Below are 16,402 nucleotides of genomic sequence, written 5' to 3' on the forward strand. Positions count from 1 at the left end.
ACAGACGTCGGAGCGGCCCGCCGGACAAGCCGGCGAGCGCCGCCCGTGCGTGTCCGAAAAGTAGGTTCAGGCCTTGCGCGGCGGCGCTTTCATGCTGGCCGCGATTATAAGCCACGCCGCCACGAGCCCAGAACACGCATAAAAGACGGTGTTCGCGCCGCCGTGCTTCAGCAGCCAGCCGCCCACGATGCCGCCGAGCGCGAGCCCGATCGATTGCGTGGTGTTATAGACGCCCGTGGCCGCGCCCTTGCGCGAACCGGGCGCGAGCTTCGACACGAGCGACGGCTGCGATGCTTCCAGGATGTTGAAGCCCAGGAAGTACACGAACAGGATCGCCGCCACAATGAGAATGGTATGCGGTGCGCTGCCGAGCAACAATTGGCCGATCAGGATAGCGAGGATCCCGCCGAGCAGCACCGGTTTCATCTTGCCCCGTTTTTCCGCGACGATGATCGCCGGGACCATCATCACGAACGCGAGCCCCATCACCGGCAGATAGACCTTCCAGTGCGCGGCGACCGGCAGCCCGCCGTCGACCAGCAGGCGCGGCACGACGAGGAACAGCGCCGTCTGCGTCGCGTGCAGCACGAGCACGCCGAAGTTCAGGCGCAGCAGCTCGCCGTTGTGCAGCACCTCGGCGAATGGCGCCGGCACGTGCACGGGCTTCGCCGCGTCGGGCACGATCCACACGACGACGCCGATCGCGAGGATCGACAGCACACCGACGATCGCGAACAGCCCGCTCATCCCGACCCAGTGGAACACGATCGGCGCGCCGACGATCGCGACCGCGAACGACACGCCGATCGAGCCGCCGACCATCGCCATCGCCTTGGTGCGGTTCTGCTCGGAGGTCAGGTCGGCGATGAACGCGAGCACCGCGGACGACACGGCGCCCATCCCCTGGATCACGCGGCCGACGATGATCCACGTGATGTCGTGCGCGAACGCGGCGACGAAGCTGCCGAGCGCGAAGATCACGAGGCCCGTGGCGATCACCGGCTTGCGGCCGAACTTGTCGGACGCCCACCCGTAGAAGATGTAGAACAGCGACTGCGTGACGCCGTAGGCCCCGAGCGCGATGCCGACGAGCAGCACGTTGTCGCCGCCCGGGATGGTTTTCGCGTAGACCGAGAACACCGGCATGATCATGAACAGGCCGAGCATGCGCAGCGCGAAGATCGCCGCGAGCGACGTGGTCGCGCGCAGTTCGGGCGCACTCATGCGGGAAGACGTGGCGGACGGATTGGACATCGGGAATGAATTTCGAATGATCGGAATGTCCGCCCGGCGGCGGGCGGCGGAAGATCAGGGCCACCGGCCCGGCAGGCCTGGCTGGCGCTTTCCGGGACGTCCGACGGGCAGCCCGCGGGCCGTCCGAAGCCGTGCGGCGCGGCCGCTTCCCCGGCGTGGGCACCGCCTTGCTGCCAGTTGCTGCAAAGGCTGGGGGCCCCCAACGACGGCCTCGAAAAGCCGTTATAGTAGCAGGTTTGGTTCCCTCCATTTTCGCCAGGTTCATGGAACAGATCCGTATCCGTGGGGCACGCACCCACAACCTGAAAAACGTCAATCTCGACCTGCCGCGCCACAAGCTGATCGTGATTACCGGGTTGTCCGGGTCGGGCAAGTCGTCGCTCGCGTTCGATACCCTTTATGCAGAGGGCCAGCGCCGCTACGTCGAAAGCCTGTCCGCCTACGCCCGCCAGTTCCTGCAGTTGATGGAGAAACCCGATGTCGACCTGATCGAGGGGCTGTCGCCCGCGATCTCGATCGAGCAGAAGGCGACGTCCCACAACCCGCGTTCGACCGTCGGCACGGTCACCGAGATCCACGACTACCTGCGACTTTTGTTCGCACGTGTCGGCACGCCCTACTGCCCCGACCACGACATCCCGCTCGAGGCGCAGAGCGTGTCGCAGATGGTCGACGCGGCGCTGGCGCTGCCCGAGGAAACCAAGCTGATGATCCTCGCGCCCGTCGTCGCGAACCGCAAGGGCGAGCACGCCGAGCTGTTCGAGGACATGCAGGCGCAGGGCTTCGTGCGCTTTCGCGTGCGCTCGGGCGGCGGCACCGCGAACGAAGGCGTCGCGAAGATCTACGAGGTCGAGTCGCTGCCGAAGCTCAAGAAGAACGACAAGCACACGATCGACGTCGTCGTCGACCGCCTGAAGGTGCGCCCGGACATGAAGCAGCGCCTCGCGGAATCGTTCGAGACCGCGCTGCGCCTCGCCGACGGCCGCGCGATCGCGCTCGAGATGGACACCGACCACGAGCACCTGTTCAGCTCGAAGTTCGCGTGCCCGATCTGCTCGTACTCGCTGCAGGAGCTCGAGCCGCGCCTGTTCTCGTTCAACAACCCGATGGGCGCGTGCCCGGAATGCGACGGCCTCGGCCAGATCACGTTCTTCGACCCGAAGCGGGTCGTCGCGCACCCGTCGCTGTCGCTCGCCGCGGGCGCCGTGAAGGGCTGGGACCGCCGCAACCAGTTCTACTTCCAGATGCTGCAGAGCCTCGCGGCGTTCTACGAATTCGACATCGACGCCGCGTTCGAGGATCTGCCGGAAAAGATCCGCAAGGTGCTGCTGTTCGGTTCGGGCAAGCAGACCATCCCGTTCTCGTACATCAACGAGCGCGGCCGCACGACGATCCGCGAGCACGTGTTCGAAGGGATCATCCCGAACCTCGAGCGCCGCTACCGCGAGACCGATTCGGTCGCGGTGCGCGAAGAGCTCTCGAAGTACCAGAACAACCAGCCGTGCCCGTCGTGCGAAGGCACGCGGCTGCGCCGCGAGGCGCGCCACGTGCGGGTCGGCGCGGGCGACTACGCGCGCGGCATCTATGAAATCAGCGGCTGGCCGCTGCGCGACGCGCTCGGCTATTTCGCCGGCCTGTCGCTCGACGGCGCAAAACGCGAGATCGCCGACAAGGTGATCCAGGAAATCGTCGCGCGCCTGACCTTCCTGAACAACGTCGGCCTCGACTACCTGTCGCTCGAGCGCAGCGCCGAGACGCTGTCCGGCGGCGAGGCGCAGCGCATCCGGCTCGCGTCGCAGATCGGCTCGGGCCTGACCGGCGTGATGTACGTGCTCGACGAGCCGTCGATCGGCCTGCACCAGCGCGACAACGACCGCCTGATCGCGACGCTCAAGCACCTGCGCGACCTCGGCAACTCGGTGATCGTCGTCGAGCACGACGAGGACATGATCCGCACGGCCGACTACGTCGTCGACATGGGCCCCGGCGCGGGCGAGCACGGCGGCGTGGTGGTCGCCGAAGGCACGCCGAAGCAGGTGCAGTCGAACCCGCAGTCGCTCACGGGCCAGTATCTGGTCGGCAAGCGCACGATCGAGTATCCGGACGAGCGGTTCTCGCCCGATCCCGAGCGGATGCTGCGCATCGTCGACGCGCACGGCAACAACCTGAAGCACGTCGACCTCGAGTTGCCGGTCGGCCTGCTGACCTGCATCACCGGCGTGTCGGGCTCCGGCAAGTCGACGCTGATCAACGACACGCTGTATCACGCGGTCGCGCGCCACCTGTACGGCTCGTCGGCCGAGCCGGCGCCGCACGAGGCCATCGAGGGGCTAGAACACTTCGACAAGGTGATCAACGTCGACCAGTCGCCGATCGGCCGCACGCCGCGCTCGAACCCGGCCACCTACACGGGCCTGTTCACGCCGATCCGCGAGCTGTTCTCGGGCGTGCCGACCGCGAAGGAGCGCGGCTACGATCCGGGCCGCTTCTCGTTCAACGTGAAGGGCGGCCGCTGCGAGTCGTGCCAGGGCGACGGCGTGCTGAAGGTCGAGATGCACTTCCTGCCGGACGTCTACGTGCCGTGCGACGTGTGCCACGGCAAGCGCTACAACCGCGAAACGCTCGACGTGCATTACAAGGGCAAGAACATCAGCGAAGTGCTCGACATGACGGTCGAGCAGGCGTACGAATTCTTCAGCGCGGTGCCGGTGATCGCCCGCAAACTGAAGACGCTGCTCGACGTCGGCCTCGGCTACATCCGCCTCGGCCAGTCGGCCACGACGCTGTCGGGCGGCGAGGCGCAGCGCGTGAAGCTGTCGCTGGAGCTGTCGAAGCGCGACACGGGCCGCACGCTGTACATCCTCGACGAGCCGACCACCGGCCTGCACTTCCACGACATCGCGCTGCTGCTCGAGGTGATCCACCGGTTGCGCGACCAGGGCAACACGGTCGTGATCATCGAGCACAATCTCGACGTGATCAAGACGGCCGACTGGGTGATCGACCTCGGCCCCGAAGGCGGTGCCGGCGGCGGCCAGATCATCGCGCAGGGCACGCCCGAGGAGATCGCGAAGACCAAGGCCAGCTTCACCGGCAAGTACCTCGCGCCGCTGCTCAAGCGTTCGCCCCGCAAGGCGGCGGCCGGCTGAGCGCTTCCGTTCCCGCGCGCGGCCGCCCCGGCCGCCTGCCGGCGCCCGCCCGCGGCGCCGGCCCCCTCGTTTTCCCTTCTGCGTATACACCACGAGCCAAACTGTCCCGTGACAGACCATAATGGCGGCTATACTTTACGGTCGTAAGGTTCGCTATCCGCACCAATCCGGTGCGACGCCGGGCGAGCACCGTCCTGCCGCCCACCGCGCGGCGCGACACACGAACGACAGGAATCCACGATGGAGAAGCAACAAGAGTCGCGCGACGCGCAGAGCCGCGAGCCCCACCTGCGCAGCGTGCGGCTGACGAGCGACTTCAGCCTGCCGAAGCTGTCCGCGATCGAGATCGGCAGCTATCTGTTCGCCCTCGTCGCGATGGTGCTCGTCATCGAACTCAAGCTGCTGGGCGGGCTGCTGGCCGGCCTGCTGGTCTATCAGCTGATCCACACGATCGCCCCGGTGATCGAACGCCACACGACGAGCATGCGCGCGCGCTGGGTCTCCGTCGTGCTGCTGTCGATCGCGATCGTCGGCGGGCTCACGGGCCTGACGATCGGCATCATCGATCACTTCGAGCACACGGTGCCGAACCTGCAGAGCCTGCTCGGCCAGCTGATGCAGATCGTCGAGCAGACGCGCGCGCGCACGCCGGCCTGGATCGCGAACCTGCTGCCCGTCGACGTCGAACAGATGAAAGCCAAGGCGGCGCTGCTGATGCACTCGCACATGGATCAGCTCCAGCAAGGCGGCAAGAGCGTCGCGCGCGGCTTCGGCCATGTGCTGTTCGGGATGATCATCGGCGCGATGATCGCGATCGGCGTCGAGCACGGCAAGGTGCGCCGGCCGCTGTCGACCGCGCTCGTCACGCGCGTGTCGCGCTTCGCCGAGTCGTTCCGCCGGATCGTGTTCGCGCAGATCAAGATCTCGGCGATCAACGCGGCCTTCACCGGCATCTACCTGCTCGTCGCGCTGCCGATCTTCCACCAGCGGCTGCCGCTGTCCAAAACGCTCGTGCTCGTCACGTTCATCGTCGGGCTGCTGCCGGTGATCGGCAACCTGATCTCGAACACGCTGATCGTCGCGGTGTCGCTGTCGGTCAGCATGGGCACCGCGATCGCGTCGCTCGCGTTCCTCGTCGTGATCCACAAGCTCGAATATTTCCTGAACGCGAAGATCATCGGCGGCCAGATCGAGTCGCGCGCGTGGGAGCTGCTGCTCGCGATGCTGATCATGGAAGCCGCGTTCGGGCTGCCGGGCGTGATCGCCGCGCCGATCTTCTATGCGTACCTGAAGCGCGAGCTGTACATGCTGCGGCTGATCTGACGCGCCCCGCATCACGCGACAAAAAAAACGCCGCGCCCGAGGGCGCGGCGTTGTTACTTACGGGGCCGGCTGACGGCCGATGGCCGATGGCCGACGCGCACCGCCGATCAGCGGAACACGACGGTCTTCGTCCCGTTCAGCACGATCCGGTGCTCGACGTGCCACTTCACCGCCCGCGCGAGCGTCACGCACTCGACGTCGCGGCCGATCGCGGTGAGCTGGTCGGGCGTCATGCTGTGGTCGACGCGCTCGACTTCCTGCTCGATGATCGGGCCTTCGTCGAGGTCGGTCGTCACGTAGTGCGCGGTCGCGCCGATCAGCTTCACGCCGCGGTCGAACGCCTGGTAATACGGCTTCGCGCCCTTGAAGCTCGGCAGGAACGAATGATGGATGTTGATCGCGCGGCCGGCGAGCTGCTGGCACATGTTCGGCGACAGGATCTGCATGTAGCGCGCGAGCACGACGAGATCGGCCTGGTGCTCGTCGATCACTTCCAGCACGCGCGCTTCCTGCGCGGCCTTCGCCGCATCGGACGAGCCGCCCACCAGCGGGAAGTGATGAAACGGGATGTTATAGCTCGCGGCGAGCTGGTAGAACTCCTTGTGGTTCGACACGATCGCCGGGATCTCGATCGGCAACTGGCCGGTGCGGTAGCGGAACAGCAGATCGTTCAGGCAATGGCCGATCTTCGACACCATGATCACGACGCGCGGCTTCACGGCCGCGTCGTGCAGCTCCCAGCGCATCGCGAACTGCTCGGCGAGCGGCGCGAATTCCTGGCGCAGCGTGTCGAGCGCCGACGCGGCATCCGCGCCGTCGGCATCCTGCTCGAAGTGCACGCGCATGAAGAACTCGCCGGTGCGGCTGTCGCCGAACTGCGCCGAGTCGAGGATGTTGTTGCTGCGCTCGAACAGAAAGCCCGAGACCGCGTGAACGATGCCGTGCCGGTCGGGGCACGACAGTTTCAAGATAAAGCTGTGATCGGTCGACATGACCGCTACTCCCTTCGTTTCGGTATTCGTCAAATAGGCCGTCCGGCGCGTTACGCGGCCGGCGCGAACAGCGCGTCGATGCCCGCTGCGTCGGCCGCCGCGAGCCAGCGGTGGCGCAGCAGCGTGTCGAGTATCGCGAGGCTCGCATCCATCGTCGCGCGGCCTTCGCGCAACCAGCCGATCACCTCGGGCACGCCGGCCAGCAGGTGCTCGGCCACTTCGCCGTCCTGGTTGTGCGGCGCGAAGTCGCGCGGCAGCGGCAGGTCGTACACGAAGATCAGTTCGGACTGCGTGCCTTCCGGCAGCGAGCACAGCACCTGCACCGCCCGGCCCGCGATCGCGCGCGCCGCCAGTTCGGCCGGCATGCCGGCCTCTTCCCAGCATTCCTTCGTGAGCGTCTCGTGAACGCCCAAGCCCCAGCCGATGCCGCCCGCGACGACGTTGTCGAGCATGCCGGGGTCGGTGGCCTTGGTCGCGCTGCGGCGGCCGAGCCACATCTGCGGCGCGGCGGGCGAACCCGGCGCAGCCGCATATTCTACGATGCCGTTCAGGTGCACCGCATAAGTCTGCGTGCCGAAAAAACGCGACGCGGCGCGCTCGATATACGCGAGCGGCGGATCGTCGAAGCGGTTGCGGATCGCATAGATCTCGTCGCGCCAGCCGGGAATCGCGCCTTCGGCCGCCAGCGCGCCGATCGCGCTCGCGAGCGCCATGCTGCGCGCATCGACCGTGTCATAGCGCGCCGACAGCACGACGCGCTCGTCACTCAGCTCGAACACGTCGGGCCAGCGCTCGAGCTTCGCGACGTCGCGGCGACGCACCCAGCCGACCTGCTCGCCCGCGATCTCGAAACGCAGATGCGCGGCCGGATCGAAGCGGCGCGCGGCCGCGATACATGGAAACGTCATCGGATTCAGTCCTTCAGCGCCACGCGGATGCCGATCGCGATGAAGGTCGCGCCGGCAATGCGGTCGAGCCACACGCCGGCCTTCGGACGGCGCTTCAGCCATGCGCCGATCGCGCCCGCGCCGACGCCGAACAGCGAGAAGATCGCGGCCGTCTGCAGCATGAACAGCGCGCCGAGCTCGAACATCTGCAGCGTCACGCCCTGCGCGCCGTGCGGGTCGACGAACTGCGGCAGGAACACGACGAAGAACAGCGTGACCTTCGGGTTCATCAGGTTGCCGATCACGCTCTGCCGGAAGATCGCGCGAAGCGGCTGCGGCGCACGCGCATGCGCGTTCGCGAGGCCCTGGCTGCGCAGCGCCTTGATGCCGATCCATACGAGGTACGCGGCACCCGCCAGCTTCAGCATCTGGAACGCGACCGGCGACGAGCGCAGCACGGCCGCGACGCCGAGCGCCGCGAGCGTCGTATGGAACAGGATTCCGGCCGTGAAGCCGAGCGCCGCGACGAAGCCGGCCGCGCGGCCCTGCGAGATGCCGCGTGCGAGCACCTGCAGGTTGTCGGGACCGGGCGCGAACGTGATCGCAATCGACGTGGCGAGAAACAGCATGAAGTTGGGCATCGTGACCTCGCGGCGTGGGCCGGCGTTCAGTGGCCGGCGAATTCGGTAACGGTATAGACGGGCAGCCCCGCGTTGCGCAGCAGCGTCGAGCCGCCGAGATCGGGCAGGTCGATGATCGCCGCGCCCTCGACGACGACCGCGCCGAGCCGCTGCAGCAGGTTGCGCCCCGCCATCATCGTGCCGCCGGTCGCGATCAGGTCGTCCATGATGATCACGCGGTCGCCGGGGCGGCACGCGTCCTCGTGGATCTCGACCGTCGCGCTGCCGTATTCGAGGTCGTAGGATTCCGAGCGCGTCTTGTACGGCAGCTTGCCGACCTTGCGGATCGGCACGAAGCCGACGCTCAGCTCGTACGCGACGATCGGCGCGATGATGAAGCCGCGCGCGTCGAGCCCCGCGACGTAGTCGAGCTTCGCATCGACATAGCGTTCGACGAACAGGTCAACGAGGATGCGCAGCGCCTTCGGGCTCTGCAGCAGCGTCGTGATGTCGCGGAACTGCACGCCCGGCTGCGGCCAGTCGGGCACGGTGCGGATCTGGCTGTGGATGAAGGCGACCGGATCGAGCGGTGCGCCCGGCGACGAATGCGGCATGAAACTCTCCGAAAAAAACGGTGCGCGAAGATCGGGCACCGTTTCGAATCAATACGGGTCAGGTCAACGAAGCGCGAGTCAGGCGACCGCGGCCGGCGGCTCGCGCCGATGGCGCGACAGCCGCTCTTCCGCGAGCGCGAGCGCCTCGGGCAGCCCGCGCAGCACGACGATGTCGCTCGCGCGCAGCTTGGTCAGCGGGTCGGGTTCGACACCGCGGATCCCGTGCCGGCGGATCGCCGTGACTTCCAGCCCGAGCGCATACAGCCCGAGCTCCTCCAGCGAGCGCCCGACCGCGTCCGCGCGCGCGTCGACCGGCACCGATTGTAGCCGCACCTGCTCGTGGTCGTCGTCGTCCGCGTCGTCGGCGCCGTGGAAATAGCCGCGCAGCAGCTGGTAACGCGCGTCGCGCATCTCCTCGACGCGCCGCACGACCTTGCGCATCGGCACGCCGACCAGCACCAGCGTGTGCGACGCGAGCATCAGGCTGCCCTCGACGATTTCCGGAATCACCTCGGTCGCGCCGGCCGCGAGCAGCTTCTCGAGATCGGCGTCGTCGACCGTGCGCACGATCGCCGGCAGCGTCGGCTCCAGCTCGTGCACGTGGTGCAGTACGCGCAGCGCGGACGGCGTGTTCGCGTACGTGATCGCGACGGCCGCCGCGCGATGGATACCGGCCGCGAGCAGCGACTCGCGACGCGCGGCGTCGCCGAACACGACCGATTCGCCGGCCGTCGCGGCCGCGCTCACGCGATCGGGATCGAGGTCCAGCGCCACGTACGAAATGCCTTCCTGCTCGAGCATGCGCGCCAGGTTCTGGCCCGCGCGGCCGTAGCCGCAGATGATCACGTGGCCGCGCTGCTTGAGGCTTTGCGTCGCGATCCGCGTCATCTGCAGCGACTGCTGCATCCATTCCGTCGACGACAGCCGCATCACGATCCGGTCGGCGTTCTGGATCAGGAACGGCGCGGCGAGCATCGACAGCAGCATCGACGCGAGGATCGCCTGCAGCAGCGTCGAATCGACGAGATGCCGGTCGAGGATCAGGTTCAGCAGCACGAAGCCGAATTCGCCGGCCTGCGCGAGCCCGATGCCGGTGCGCATCGCGACGCCCGGCGTCGCGCCGAACAGGCGCGCGAGCCCCGCGATCATCGTCCCCTTGAACAGGATCTGCCCGACGAAGAAGCCGAGCACGAGCAACGGGTGCTCCCAGATCACGCGCGCATCGAGCAGCATCCCGGTCGTCACGAAGAACAGCCCGAGCAGCACGTCGCGAAACGGCTTGATGTCCTCTTCCACCTGGTGACGGAACGGCGTCTCGGAGATCAGCATCCCCGCGATGAACGCGCCGAGCGCGAGCGACAGCCCGAAGCGATCGGTGATGAACGCGGCGCCGAGCGTGATGAGCAGCAGGTTCAGCACGAACAGTTCCTGCGAGCGGCGCCGCGCGACCACGTTGAGCCAGCGCGTCATGAAGCGCTGGCCGATGACGAGCAGCAGCGCGAGCGCGATCACGATCTTGACCGCCGCGAAGCCGAGCGTGATCGCGAGATCCTTCGACGACTCCGCGCCGAACGCGGCGATCACGATCAGCAGCGGCACCACCGCGAGATCCTGGAACAGCAGCACGCCGAAGATGTTGCGGCCGTGCTCGGTCTCGATCTCGAGCCGCTCGGCGAGCATCTTCGACACGATCGCCGTGGACGACATCGCGAGCGCGCCGCCGAGCGCGACGCTGCCCTGCCACGTGATGTGCACCCAACGCTCGAACAGCGCGCCGAGCGCGACCGCGAGCACGAGCGTCACGACCACCTGCAGCAGCCCGAGCCCGAACACGAGCCGCTGCATCGCCCTCAGCTTCGCGAGCGAGAATTCGAGGCCGATCGAGAACATCAGGAATACCACGCCGAATTCCGCGAGGTGCTCGGCCCGTTCGAGGTCCGCGGCGATGCCGAACGAGTGCGGGCCAACCAGGATGCCGACGGTCAGGTAGCCGAGCATCGGCGGCAGGTTCAACGAACGAAAGACGACGACGCCCACCACCGAGGCCAGCAGCAGCAGCAGGGTCATTTCGAGCGGGGAAATCACAGGCAAAGCGACCTCGTTCGTCGGGGCCACGGCAATGCGGGCGCGGGTGGTGGCGGGGGGCAAACGACCTCGGACGAGTCCGAAGGCGCGGCGCGGCGAACAAACGCCTTTGCTATACTCCGCGCATGATAGCGAAAATCAATGATGACCGGGCGCTCGCGCTCGCCCGCGACGTGCTCGACATCGAGGCGGACGCCGTGCGCGCGCTGCGCGACCAGCTCGACGGCGACTTCGTGCAGGCCGTCGCGCTGCTGCTCGGCTGCCGCGGCCGCGTCGTGGTATCCGGCATCGGCAAATCGGGGCATATCGCCCGCAAGATCGCGGCCACGCTGGCAAGCACCGGCACGCCGGCCTTCTTCGTCCACCCGGCCGAGGCCAGCCATGGCGACCTCGGGATGGTCACGTCGGACGACGTCTTCATCGGCATCTCCTATTCGGGCGAATCGGAAGAGCTCGTCGCGATCCTGCCGCTCGTCAAGCGGATCGGCGCGAAGCTGATCGCGATCACGGGCCGTGCGGAATCGAGCCTCGGCACGCTCGCCGACGTGAACCTGAACGCCGCGGTGTCGAAGGAAGCGTGCCCGCTGAACCTCGCGCCCACCGCGAGCACGACCGCCGCGCTCGCGCTCGGCGACGCGCTCGCCGTCGCGGTGCTCGACGCGCGCGGCTTCGGCTCCGAGGATTTCGCGCGCTCGCATCCGGGCGGTGCGCTCGGCCGGCGCCTGCTCACCCATGTGCGCGACGTGATGCGCTCGGGCGACGACGTGCCGCGCGTCGGGCTCGACGCCACGCTGTCGGACGCGCTGTTCCAGATCACCGCGAAACGGCTGGGCATGACGGCCGTGGTCGGCCCCGACGGCCGCGTGGCCGGCATCTTCACCGATGGCGACCTGCGCCGCGTGCTCGCGCGCGAAGGCGATTTCCGCACGCTGCCGATCGTCGACGTGATGACGCGCGAACCGCGTACGATCGGCCCCGACCATCTCGCGGTCGAGGCCGTGGAACTGATGGAGCGCCACCGGATCAACCAGATGCTGGTGGTCGATGCCGACGGCGCGCTGATCGGCGCGCTGAATATGCACGACCTGTTTTCGAAGAAGGTGATCTGATGAGCGCAGCGCTGACTGCGGCCGAACGCGCGAGCCGCGTGAAGCTGATGATTTTCGACGTCGACGGCGTGCTGACCGACGGCGGCCTGCTGTTTACCGCGTCCGGCGACGCGATGAAGTCGTTCAATTCGCTCGACGGCCATGGCGTGAAGCTGCTCGGCGAGGCCGGCATCGCGACCGCGATCATCACCGGCCGCAACTCCGAGATCGTCGCGGCGCGCGCGAAGGAGATGAAGATCGCGCACCTGTTCCAGGGTGTCGAGAACAAGCTCGCCGTGTTCGCCGAGCTGACCGCGTCGCTCGACATCGGCGCCGACGCATGCGGCTACATGGGCGACGACTGGCCCGACCTGCCGGTGCTGCTGCGCTGCGGCTTCGCGGCCGCGCCGGCCAACGCGCACCCGGAGGTGATCGCCCGCGCGCACTGGGTGGCCGAGGCCCGCGGCGGCCACGGCGCGGTGCGTGAAGTATGCGACGCGATCCTGCGCGCGCAGCGCCGCTACGACGCGCTGCTCGCGGCTGCCTGCGGAGCCTGACGGATGAACACGCATTTCCGCTGGACCCAGTTGCTGCCGTTGATCGCGGTCGCCGCGCTCGCGGGCATCACGTGGTGGCTGCTGCAGGCGACGCTGCCGCCGCCCGGCGAAGGCGCCGCGCAGCCGAAGCGCCATACGCCCGACTATTTCGCGGACAACTTCTCGGTCACCGAGCTCGACCAGTCGGGCACGACCCAGTACCGGCTGACGGCCGCGAAGCTGATCCACTATGAAGACACCGACAACAGCGACCTGACCGCTCCGGCCATGCGCGCATTCCAGCCCGGCAAGCCGGTCGTCACGACCACCGCGAAGCGCGGCACCGTCAACGGCGACGTGTCGATCGTCGACTTGTACGACGACGCGCGCATCCTGCGCGTGGCCGGCGGCGGCGATCCGCAGATGCAGGCCGATTCCCAGCATTTCCGGATCTTGGTCAATGACGATGTGATCCAGACCGAAAAGCCGGTTAAACTTCAGCGCGGCCTGTCGCTCGTCAACGCGACCGACGGCATGAAGTACAACAACGTCACCCGGGTCATCGAGCTTTACGGCAACGTGCGCGGCACGATCGCCGCGGCGGACACGTCCGGCGGCTCGAAAGGTCAATCCAGGTGACGCATCCCTCACGTGACTGCATGAACGAACCGTTCCCTCGACAGAATTCCGGCGGCGCTGCGCGCGCCGTCCGCGCCGCGCTCGCCGCGACGCTCGTGGCGCTCCCGCTCATCGGGCTGGCGCCGCTCGCCCATGCCGAGAAGGCTGACCAGAACAAGCCGATCAACGTCGAGGCGGACAACCTCACCTACGACGACCTGAAGCAGGTGACGGTCGCGACCGGCAACGTCGTGATCACGAAGGGCACGATCATCATCAAGGGCGATCGCGTCGAAGTGCGCCAGGATCCGGAAGGCTATCAGTACGCGACGTCGTTCGGCAGCGGCAAGAAGCACGCGACGTTCCGCCAGAAGCGCGAAGGTCTCGACGAGTACATCGACGGCGACGCCGAGCGCATCGACTACGACGGCAAGCAGGATCTGACGACCCTGACGACCGCCGCGACCGTGCGCCGCCTGCAGGGCACGTCGACGATCGCCGACACCGTGCACGGCAGCGTGATCACGTACGACGGCCAGCGCGACTTCTACACCGCGAAGGGCGGCAAGGACGTCGCGGCGCCGGGCAATCCGAACGGGCGCGTGCGCGCGATGCTGTCGCCGAAGAGCGGCGGCCCCGGCCAGCTGAACGGCGCGCCGGCGAAGCTGTCGCCGTCGACCACGATCCAGGGAGCGCCGGGACAATGAGCGCGCTACCGAATCGCCAGCCGGCCGGCGCGACGAGTTCGCTCGTCGTGCGCAACCTGAAGAAGCGCTACGGCTCGCGCACGGTCGTCAAGGACGTGTCGCTCGACGTGAAGAGCGGCGAAGTCGTCGGCCTGCTCGGCCCGAACGGCGCGGGCAAGACGACGTCGTTCTACATGATCGTCGGCCTCGTGCCGCTCGACGCGGGCGAGATCTCGCTGAACGGCAGCTCGATCAGCCTGCTGCCGATCCACAAGCGTGCATCGCTCGGCCTGTCGTACCTGCCGCAGGAAGCGTCGGTGTTCCGCAAGCTGACCGTCGAGGAAAACATCCGCGCGGTGCTCGAGCTGCAGCACGGCGAAGACGGCAAGCGCCTGTCGAAGGACGCGATCGCCGCGCGCACCGAGGAGCTGCTCGACGAGCTGCAGATCGGCCACCTGCGCGAGAACCCGGCGCTGTCGCTGTCGGGCGGCGAACGCCGTCGCGTCGAGATCGCACGGGCGCTCGCGACCAGCCCGAACTTCATCCTGCTCGACGAACCGTTCGCCGGCGTCGATCCGATCGCGGTGCTCGAGATCCAGAAGATCGTCAAGTTCCTGAAGCAGCGCAATATCGGCGTGTTGATCACCGATCACAACGTCCGCGAAACGCTCGGCATCTGCGACCACGCGTACATCATCAGCGACGGTTCGGTGCTCGCCGCCGGCGCGCCCAGCGAAATCATCGAAAACGAAAGCGTGCGCCGCGTGTACCTCGGCGAACACTTCCGCATGTAACCTCCCCCTTTTTTGGCTGGCTGCACCCCGCCCGGCATCGCCGCGCGGGGTGTTGCCCGTGTGCCCCGCTCGGCGGCCCCGCTCGGCGGCCCTCTGCGCGGCCGGGCGCCGCGCCGCGCGTAATCGCCGATGGCTCAATGCGGGTCGGTCGTGGCAAACTGCCGGTATGACTCCCTCTCTGCCATGAAAGCCAGCCTTCAACTCCGCCTGTCGCAACACCTGGCGCTGACCCCGCAACTGCAGCAGTCGATCCGGCTCCTGCAACTGTCGACGCTCGAACTGCAGCAGGAAGTCGCGATGGCCGTCGCGCAAAATCCGTTGCTCGAAAACGAAGACGAATGGATCACGAGTCCGCTGCGTGTCGCGTCGGACGGATCGCTGATCGCGCAGGGGCCTTCCGGACAGAACATCGAGCCGGGCCCCGCGAACGGCAGCAGCCCGTCGAGCGAGCGCGCCGAGCGCGACGAGCCGGCCGGCGCCGACGAATACGACGGCTACGGGTCGAGCGACGCCGGCGACGGCCCGCAGTGGAATCTGGACGAGTACGGCCGCTCGAGCGGCGCATCGGACGATGACGACCTCCCGCCGCTGCAGGTGCAGGAAGCCGCGACGTCGCTGCGCGATCACCTGTCCGCGCAATTGCGCGTCACGCAGGCCAGCCCGCGCGATCGCGCACTCGTGATGTTCCTGATCGAATCGCTCGACGACGACGGCTACCTGACCGCGTCGCTCGACGAAGTGCTCACCGACCTGCCGCCGGAACTGGAAGTCGATTGCGACGAACTGAATGCGGCGCTTGCGCTGCTGCACAGCTTCGACCCGGCCGGGGTCGGGGCCCGCTCGGCCTCCGAATGCCTGAAGCTGCAGTTGCTGCGCCTCGATCCGTCCCCCACCCGCACGCTCGCGCTGGAGATCGTGTCGCAGCACCTCGAGCTGCTCGCCGCGCGCGACTTCACGCGGCTGCGCAAGCACCTGAAGGCGAGCGACGACGCGCTGCGCGACGCGCACGCGCTGATCCGCTCGCTGGAGCCGTTCCCCGGCGCCGCCTATGGCAAGGCCGAGGCCGACTACGTCGTGCCCGACATCATCGTGAAGAAGGCCGGCCAGGGCTGGCTCGCGGAACTCAATCCGGAAGTGATGCCGCGGCTGCGGATCAACAACCTGTACGCGAACATCCTGCGCAACAGCCGCGGCGATCCGTCGGCCGGGTCGCTCAAGCAGCAGCTCCAGGAAGCACGCTGGCTGATCAAGAACATCCAGCAGCGATTCGACACGATCCTGCGTGTCGCGCAGGCCATTGTCGAACGTCAAAAGAATTTCTTCGCGCATGGTGAAATCGCCATGCGCCCCTTGGTTTTGCGGGAAATAGCTGATACGCTGGGCCTACACGAGTCGACTGTCAGCCGTGTGACAACAGGCAAGTACATGCTGACCCCGTTCGGTACGCTGGAATTCAAGTACTTCTTCGGGTCACACGTTTCGACCGACACCGGAGGCGCCGCATCGTCGACCGCCATCCGAGCCCTGATCAAGCAACTGATAGGAGCTGAAGACCCAAAATCGCCACTTTCGGACAGCCGCATTGCCGAGCTGCTGGCAGAACAGGGTTTCGTGGTTGCGCGCCGCACGGTTGCCAAGTATCGCGAAGCCCTCAAAATCCCGGCAGTGAATCTGCGCAAGTCTCTTTAGCCTGCTGCCTGCCCGGCGGCAGGCGTCTTCCGGCCACCGCGCACACGGGGGACAGCCGGGCGACCTG

14 protein-coding genes are annotated in these 16,402 nt (G+C 67.5%); 8 read left to right on the plus strand and 6 right to left on the minus strand.

The genetic code is table 11. The features are described from left to right. Window positions 1-66: 66 nt before the first annotated feature. Window positions 67-1,254 carry an MFS transporter gene (locus tag ACP26O_RS14260; protein ID WP_034176676.1) on the minus strand — a complete coding sequence of 396 codons (1,188 nt, stop codon included), beginning with the start codon at window positions 1,252-1,254 and terminating at the stop codon, window positions 67-69. Between the two features lie 263 nt (window positions 1,255-1,517). Between ACP26O_RS14260 and uvrA the strand changes: the two genes are divergently transcribed. After that, on the plus strand, window positions 1,518-4,403 hold the full coding sequence (gene uvrA / locus ACP26O_RS14265; protein WP_175665594.1) for an excinuclease ABC subunit UvrA: 2,886 nt from the start codon (window positions 1,518-1,520) through the stop codon (window positions 4,401-4,403). A 240-nt stretch (window positions 4,404-4,643) separates the two neighbouring features. Beyond that, complete coding sequence (locus tag ACP26O_RS14270; protein WP_011657954.1) at window positions 4,644-5,726, plus strand: AI-2E family transporter; 1,083 nt, start codon at window positions 4,644-4,646, stop codon at window positions 5,724-5,726. A gap of 107 nt (window positions 5,727-5,833) precedes the next feature. On the opposite strand, the gene purU is transcribed toward ACP26O_RS14270, so the two are convergent. From purU to ACP26O_RS14295, 5 genes are all read right to left on the minus strand, one after another. Beyond that, window positions 5,834-6,718, minus strand: coding sequence for a formyltetrahydrofolate deformylase (gene purU / locus ACP26O_RS14275; RefSeq protein ID WP_011657955.1), 885 nt, complete (start codon window positions 6,716-6,718; stop codon window positions 5,834-5,836). Between the two features lie 50 nt (window positions 6,719-6,768). Continuing rightward, the gene (locus tag ACP26O_RS14280; protein ID WP_126228525.1) at window positions 6,769-7,626 is read right to left on the minus strand and encodes an NUDIX hydrolase; all 858 of its coding nucleotides are present in this window, start codon (window positions 7,624-7,626) and stop codon (window positions 6,769-6,771) included. Between the two features lie 5 nt (window positions 7,627-7,631). After that, window positions 7,632-8,246 carry a LysE family translocator gene (locus tag ACP26O_RS14285; RefSeq protein WP_012364729.1) on the minus strand — a complete coding sequence of 205 codons (615 nt, stop codon included), beginning with the start codon at window positions 8,244-8,246 and terminating at the stop codon, window positions 7,632-7,634. A 26-nt stretch (window positions 8,247-8,272) separates the two neighbouring features. Further along, complete coding sequence (locus tag ACP26O_RS14290; protein ID WP_011657958.1) at window positions 8,273-8,839, minus strand: adenine phosphoribosyltransferase; 567 nt, start codon at window positions 8,837-8,839, stop codon at window positions 8,273-8,275. 78 nt (window positions 8,840-8,917) lie between these two features. Then, a complete protein-coding gene (locus tag ACP26O_RS14295; protein WP_175662521.1) occupies window positions 8,918-10,924 on the minus strand; it encodes a monovalent cation:proton antiporter family protein in 2,007 nt (668 codons plus the stop codon). A gap of 125 nt (window positions 10,925-11,049) precedes the next feature. Between ACP26O_RS14295 and kdsD the strand changes: the two genes are divergently transcribed. The 6 genes from kdsD to ACP26O_RS14325 all read left to right on the plus strand — a co-directional run bounded on the left by kdsD (window position 11,050) and on the right by ACP26O_RS14325 (window position 16,335). Next, window positions 11,050-12,033: an arabinose 5-phosphate isomerase KdsD gene (gene kdsD / locus ACP26O_RS14300; protein WP_126228526.1), complete on the plus strand. Its 984-nt coding sequence runs from the start codon at window positions 11,050-11,052 to the stop codon at window positions 12,031-12,033. Beyond that, window positions 12,033-12,569 (plus strand): KdsC family phosphatase, encoded by a 537-nt coding sequence (locus tag ACP26O_RS14305; protein WP_105833002.1) that lies wholly within the window; start codon window positions 12,033-12,035, stop codon window positions 12,567-12,569. The genes kdsD and ACP26O_RS14305 overlap by 1 nt, the downstream gene beginning before the upstream one ends. A 3-nt stretch (window positions 12,570-12,572) precedes the next feature. Then, window positions 12,573-13,187 carry an LPS export ABC transporter periplasmic protein LptC gene (gene lptC / locus ACP26O_RS14310; RefSeq protein WP_126228527.1) on the plus strand — a complete coding sequence of 205 codons (615 nt, stop codon included), beginning with the start codon at window positions 12,573-12,575 and terminating at the stop codon, window positions 13,185-13,187. A gap of 20 nt (window positions 13,188-13,207) precedes the next feature. Then, complete coding sequence (lptA, locus tag ACP26O_RS14315) at window positions 13,208-13,873, plus strand: lipopolysaccharide transport periplasmic protein LptA (RefSeq protein WP_011657963.1); 666 nt, start codon at window positions 13,208-13,210, stop codon at window positions 13,871-13,873. Then, complete coding sequence (gene lptB / locus ACP26O_RS14320) at window positions 13,870-14,646, plus strand: LPS export ABC transporter ATP-binding protein (protein ID WP_175656273.1); 777 nt, start codon at window positions 13,870-13,872, stop codon at window positions 14,644-14,646. Before lptA ends, lptB begins: the two co-directional genes overlap by 4 nt. A 183-nt stretch (window positions 14,647-14,829) precedes the next feature. Continuing rightward, window positions 14,830-16,335: an RNA polymerase factor sigma-54 gene (locus ACP26O_RS14325; protein WP_175665595.1), complete on the plus strand. Its 1,506-nt coding sequence runs from the start codon at window positions 14,830-14,832 to the stop codon at window positions 16,333-16,335. The last annotated feature ends 67 nt before the right edge of the window (window positions 16,336-16,402 follow it).

Source organism: Burkholderia sp. R-40 (genome assembly GCF_049942845.1).
In the GTDB taxonomy this organism is placed as follows: domain Bacteria; phylum Pseudomonadota; class Gammaproteobacteria; order Burkholderiales; family Burkholderiaceae; genus Burkholderia; species Burkholderia ambifaria.